The sequence below is a fragment of the Saccharomonospora sp. genome (assembly GCF_027317685.1).
In the GTDB taxonomy this organism is placed as follows: Bacteria; Actinomycetota; Actinomycetes; order Mycobacteriales; family Pseudonocardiaceae; genus Saccharomonospora.
Genome location: NZ_DAHVQP010000014.1, coordinates 1 through 5,413, shown reverse-complemented (window position 1 = coordinate 5,413; position 5,413 = coordinate 1). Strand labels below are relative to the sequence as shown.

The 5,413-nt window shown below is 63.8% G+C and carries 5 protein-coding genes and 2 pseudogenes; 5 read left to right on the top strand and 2 right to left on the bottom strand.

The genetic code is table 11. The features are described 5' to 3' along the window. From M7H19_RS01195 to M7H19_RS01180, 4 genes and pseudogenes are all read left to right on the top strand, one after another. Nucleotides 1–699, top strand: a pseudogene (locus M7H19_RS01195) (type VII secretion protein EccC); the annotation flags it as partial. A gap of 123 nt (nucleotides 700–822) precedes the next feature. Next, nucleotides 823–2,820, top strand: a complete 1,998-nt coding sequence (locus M7H19_RS01190) for a type VII secretion-associated protein (protein ID WP_298175961.1) — start codon at nucleotides 823–825, stop codon at nucleotides 2,818–2,820. 196 nt (nucleotides 2,821–3,016) lie between these two features. After that, a complete protein-coding gene (locus tag M7H19_RS01185; RefSeq protein WP_298175959.1) occupies nucleotides 3,017–3,334 on the top strand; it encodes a WXG100 family type VII secretion target in 318 nt (105 codons plus the stop codon). Nucleotides 3,335–3,384: 50 nt separating this feature from the next. Then, nucleotides 3,385–3,672, top strand: a complete 288-nt coding sequence (locus tag M7H19_RS01180; protein ID WP_298175957.1) for a WXG100 family type VII secretion target — start codon at nucleotides 3,385–3,387, stop codon at nucleotides 3,670–3,672. 57 nt (nucleotides 3,673–3,729) lie between these two features. On the opposite strand, the gene M7H19_RS01175 is transcribed toward M7H19_RS01180, so the two are convergent. Both M7H19_RS01175 and M7H19_RS01170 read right to left on the bottom strand, forming a co-directional pair. Continuing rightward, the gene (locus tag M7H19_RS01175) at nucleotides 3,730–4,233 is read right to left on the bottom strand and encodes a DUF4333 domain-containing protein (protein WP_298175955.1); all 504 of its coding nucleotides are present in this window, start codon (nucleotides 4,231–4,233) and stop codon (nucleotides 3,730–3,732) included. A gap of 40 nt (nucleotides 4,234–4,273) precedes the next feature. Then, nucleotides 4,274–5,161, bottom strand: coding sequence for a hypothetical protein (locus M7H19_RS01170; protein WP_363321324.1), 888 nt, complete (start codon nucleotides 5,159–5,161; stop codon nucleotides 4,274–4,276). Nucleotides 5,162–5,348: 187 nt separating this feature from the next. Between M7H19_RS01170 and M7H19_RS01165 the strand changes: the two are divergent. Further along, nucleotides 5,349–5,413: pseudogene (locus M7H19_RS01165) on the top strand (50S ribosomal protein L13); the annotation flags it as partial.

Sequence of the window (5,413 nt, the reverse complement as noted above, 5' to 3'; positions counted from 1 at the left end):
GACAGCAAGCTCATTCCCATCGGTGTCGACGAGGACGAGCTCGCTCCCGTGTACCTGGACTTCAACGCCGACCCGCACTTCCTCGCCTACGCGGACGGCGAGTCCGGGAAGACCAACCTGCTGCGGCAGATCGTGCGCGGCATCACCGAGCGGTACACGAAGAAGGAAGCGGTCATCATCCTCGTGGACTACCGGCGCACCATGCTGGGGTTCGTGGAGGGCGACCAACTCCTCGGCTACGCGGTGTCGGCGAACCAGCTCGACGGCATGATGAAGGAAGTCGCGCAGTCGATGGCCAAGCGGCTGCCTGGACCCGATGTGACACCACAGCAGTTGAAGGACCGCTCGTGGTGGACCGGGCCGGAGCTGTTCGTGGTGGTCGACGACTACGACCTCGTGGCCACGTCGACCAACAACCCGCTGCGTCCACTCGCCGAGTACTTGGCGCAGGCCAAGGATGTCGGCCTGCACGTCGTCGTCGCTCGGCGTACCGGTGGTGCGGCCCGCACCGGTATGGACCCGATCATCGGCAAGCTGAAGGAACTGGCCATGCCGGGTCTGGTCATGAACGGTTCCAAGGACGAGGGCCAGTTGCTCGGCAACGTCAAGGCCGGCCCGATGCCTCCGGGACGCGGTTACTTCGTCAGCCGCAAGGTGGGCAAGAAGCTCATGCAGGTGTCGTGGATCGCGCCTGAATGACCGTGACAGGCGTACGGCCGCCCGAACCGGCGGCCGTACGCCGACACGGCTTCACGGTGAGACCCGGCGGACAATGTCTGACAGAGTGCTGGGGTAAGGAACCGACGACGGCGGGAGCGGCTAGTGGCATTGCGGGTGGCGGTGGACTTCGGGACATCGAGCACCTGTGTCGTCGCTTCAGTGAACGGTCGTGAACCGCAGGTCGTGGTCGTGGACGGACAACCGATCATGCCGTCCGCCGTTTACGCGGCCCGAGACGGAACGTTGTTCGTGGGCCAGGAGGCCGAACGTCAAGCCGCTGTCGATCCGTCCAGATTCGAACCGCACCCGAAACGTCGCATAGACGAAGGCGAACTGCTGCTCGGGGACACGGTGCTCACCGTTGTGGACGCCATGCATGCCGTGTTGCGGCGCGCGGTGTCCGAAGCGCGCAGGCTCGCGAGCAACGCCGAGGTCTCGTTGCTGGTGGTGACGCATCCCGCCGACTGGGGTGCGGTTCGTACGCGCCTGTTGCGGCAGGCGGCGGGACAGTTGGCGTACGAGGTGGCGTTGGTTCCCGAACCGGTGGCCGCAGCGGTGTTCCACGCCACGACGTTCACCCCGACTGACCTGAACCAGGAGCGCACCGTCGAGTTCAGTGGCAGTCCGGGCGACACCGTGGCTGTTCTGGACCTCGGTGGGGGCACCATCGACGTCAGTGTCGTGCGGCGGTTGCCGGCCAGCGAGCGCACCGAGTACGAAGTACTGGCTACGCGCGGCGATCCCGGCTTCGGTGGCGCGGACATAGACCAGACGCTGTTGGAACACATCGGTTCCCTGGTGTCGAAAGCCGACCCCGAGGCGTGGGATCAGCTCGTCCAGGGTCGTGAGCTAGCGGACCGCCGTCGTAGACGAGTGCTGCGGCAAGACGTACGTGGCGCGAAGGAGACGTTGTCACGGCATGCGTACACGGACGTGCCCATGCCGCCGCCTTTCGCGGACGCTCACATCACACGTGAGGACCTGGAACAGCTCATCAGAACGCCGCTGGGTCGGGCCGCCGAGCTGACCAAAGTCACCGTCGAGGCGGCGGGACTGCGTCCGCAACAACTGACCGCGATCTTCTTGGTCGGCGGGTCGAGCCGTATCCCGTTGGTCTCACGTTTGGTGTATGAGCGCACCGGGGTCGTTCCGACCACGCTGGACCAGCCGGAAACCGTGGTCGCACGCGGCGCCCTCCGGGCGGTGGAATTGCTTCCGGATCGCACCGGGGTACTGCCGGGCACCATGGGAGCGCGTTTAGCGGGCAAAAAGATGTCGCAGGCCGACCACAGAACTGAAGTGGTGGCGCGACCGGAAGTGGCAGTACCGCGGCGGGCGGCGCCACGGGGAGCGGGCCGGATGTCGGTGCCCGCTTCGAGAGGTCAGAGTCGGCTGGGAAACCGTTCCCCGGCGTATCCTGTGTCCCACGGTATGCCGTCACCACCGCCGCAACCCGGTTTTCCTCCGTCGCCACCGCGGGGACAGGCGTTGCCGCCATCGCCCGTGGCGGTGGCTCCGTCGTCCGAGCAGGCGGGTGGCCCACAGCGGTCAGGGCCACGAACGCGCATGGTCCTGGTCGCCGCGGTCGTCGTGGTGGCGCTGGTGGTGGCGGTAGTGGCGGTGGCGTTGTCCATTTCCGCGGGCGGTGACGGAGACGACGCCCAAGGGCGCACGTACGCGCAGTACTCGTACAAGTTCGTCGCCCCGGAGGACTGGGTCCAAACCGGTGACAACGTCGATGCTCGACAGGTCGTCGTCAAGCCCCAAGATGCCCAGTCCAGTGCCGACGACGATCTGGTGGTGGTGCAGGAGATCGTCCTGTCGTACGACGGCGGAGCTCAACGGGAACGTTTAGCCGGCGAACTGCGCGAGCAGACGAGCGCGAATCCAGGTGTCTACACGGATTTCTCGGAGCACTACGAGTACGCGGGCCACGACGTGGTCCATTACCGGGAGAACAAACCTGCGGCCACTGTGCACTGGTACGTGTTGGCCCACGGCACGGCGCAGGTGAGTGTCGGCTGTCAGGAAGCGAAGATGCAGTCACGTGTGCGTGCCGCATGTGAGCAGATCGTTCGTACGCTCGAGTTCACCAACTGATGGGGTCTGTACCGCGTTTAGCAGGCTGAACGCGGTGTTCTGGCCCCTGGTTCCGGTCGGTTTCGGATTTTCGCGTTCACGCTCGCAACTACTTAGGCGCTTTGGGCGACAACACGGAACCGGACGTGGCACTGTCTCCGTCGTAGAGCCAGTACGAACGAAGTACGGCAATCACGAGCGAAGGGGGTAACACCCGATGGCAGGCGGTTTTACCGGGACACCGGAGCAGTTCCAGCAGGCGTACCAGGACGTTGACGCGATCAAGGCGTCCATGGACCAGAACCTGAACCAGCTGCGCAACAACATCGAGGCGACGCAGGCCGGCTGGCAGGGCGAGGCGGCGAAGGCCTTCCAGAACGTGATGGCCGCCTTTGACGAGAAGACCCGCAAGCTGAACGAGGCGCTCGGCAACATCGGTGAGTTGCTGCAGCAGTCCGGTGTCAAGTACCAGCAGGCGGAAGAGGAGCAGAACGCCGCGATCAGCAACATCGGCAACGCGCTCGGCGGCCTCTGATCCACCACCACACTCGACCACCGACGGGCTTTTACTGAACGGGAGGAACCATGCCGAACGGTATTGTTGTTGATTACGCCACTATCCACACGGCTGCCGAGGACTGCCAGAGGACCGGCGGGGAGCTGGAGGCCCTGTTCGAGGACCTCAAGTCGCGTCTGGCTCCGCTGGTGGACTCTTGGTCCGGTGAGGCCATGGAGGCGTGGCAGATGTGCCAGAACGAGTGGAACCAGTCGCTGGACGAGATGAAGCAGGTGCTGGCGCAGATCGCCACCGCTCTGCCGCAGATCGCCGACGGCTACCAGTCCACCGACAAGAGCATCCAGGGCATGTTCTGAGTCATCACGCCTAGGAGAAACCGGGCTCGCGTACACGGCGGGCCCGGTTTTTGTTGTTCAGTGTGGCGCGCCGACTTCGTACTCGGGTTCGCTGTTGAGGATGCGGATGTTCACGGTTTTCGACTCGCCACTGATGTCGACGGTGCAGCTGAACGTGTGTCCCGCGGCGATCTTCTGGTCGGCGGGGCAGTTGACGTTGCTGACGTCGTGTTCGCCGTAGCTGTCCTGGAGCACCGTGGCGACGCCTTCGTGCAGTGATTCCTGGTCGAGTACGTCGCCTGTGAACATTCCGCTGAACCACGCCGCGGCGCCGCCACCGGCCAAGACCACGAGAACTGCGGCGCCGATGAGCCACGGCTTACGTGATTTGCCGCGTTTAGCGGGCGAACTGTCGTCGAAAGCGCCGAAACCGCCGTACTCCGACGAGAACGAGCCGCCGAAGCCCGTGCCCGTTGGCTGAGGCTGCGTCGTGGGTTGGGGATATTGCTGTTGAGGCAGTGGCCCGCTGTTCGGTTGGTGCGGTTGCCACCACTGGTGCGGCGAGTCAGGTGGCTGTGTCATCAGGTTTTCCTCGCGTATTCGTCCGGCCGGTGCGGGCTGTTCATTCGCGGCTGCTCGTGATCTCGGCCATTCCTTCGTAGAACGCGTCTACTTCTTCTTCGGTGATGAGCTCGGTTACTTCGTCGGAGGAGGGCACGGCGGGGATCTCGTGCTCGCTCGGTGTCTCGAGCACCTGGTAGTGCTGTTTGATCTCGACCTCGTTGCCGTTGGCGGACAGCAGGCCGTTCATCTCGATCTCTTTGAGTTCCCCTTCGGGGTCGAGCATGAGGCGGGTGTCGATCACCTTGTCGAGTAGTGCTTCGCCGATCTCTTCCACCAGCCAGTCCGGGAGGACGACGATGCGCTCATCCAGGAACGTGCGCAGCGAGACACCGATGGTGAGTTCGGTGCTGCCGTCGGCGAGGCTCTTCGCCGTCTTGTCCATCTCGTCGTTCTGCATGGAGCTGTTGACGGCGTTGAAGATCTTGCAGACGGTGGCGTAGCCGCCCCAGAAGCAGATGCCGAGGTCTTGTGCGGTGTACGGCAGCGACACCCAGGGTGTGGGTGCCAAGTCGGCGTAGTCCGGGCCGAGCATGACGTATTCGACATCGCTGCCCGCGGGAAGGAAGTAGTCCCGGTAGTCGGAGGAGTATCGGTTCGAGTGGTTCTTGAAAAACCGGTTGGGCGGGTCTCCGACTTGAATGGCCGTCACAGTGGTGTCGCTTTTCAGCTCGCCGACGCGCATGAAGGACCGGAGTGTGCTCTTGTGCGGCTCGTCGTCATCGAGGTCGTCGGCCAACCGTTCGAGCGTGGAAGAGAACTTGGTGCTGACGTATTCGGCAACGTCGTCACCGTCCGGGATTGGTTTGCCCACCCGTCCGGTCGCGCAGCCAGCAGCTAACATTACGGCAGCGCATAGTGCGACCACTCTCCGTAGTCGTTGTCTCATTTTGTTTCAGCCTCTTGGATGTCATGTCGGCGTGAGCTGCGGAAGAGACTAGTATGTCGTGCAGTGCGGACCCCCGGGTTCACCTTCTTCTCGGCGACCGGGTATCTTCACTTGTTGTTGTGCGCGCACGAGCGGCACGCGCCAAGCCCGCATGGACCCATAAGCAAGTTGACGATGAGGTAGACCCTTGCCCACGTACAGCCCTAAGCCCGGCGATGTCACTCGTGCCTGGCACGTGATTGACGCCGAGAA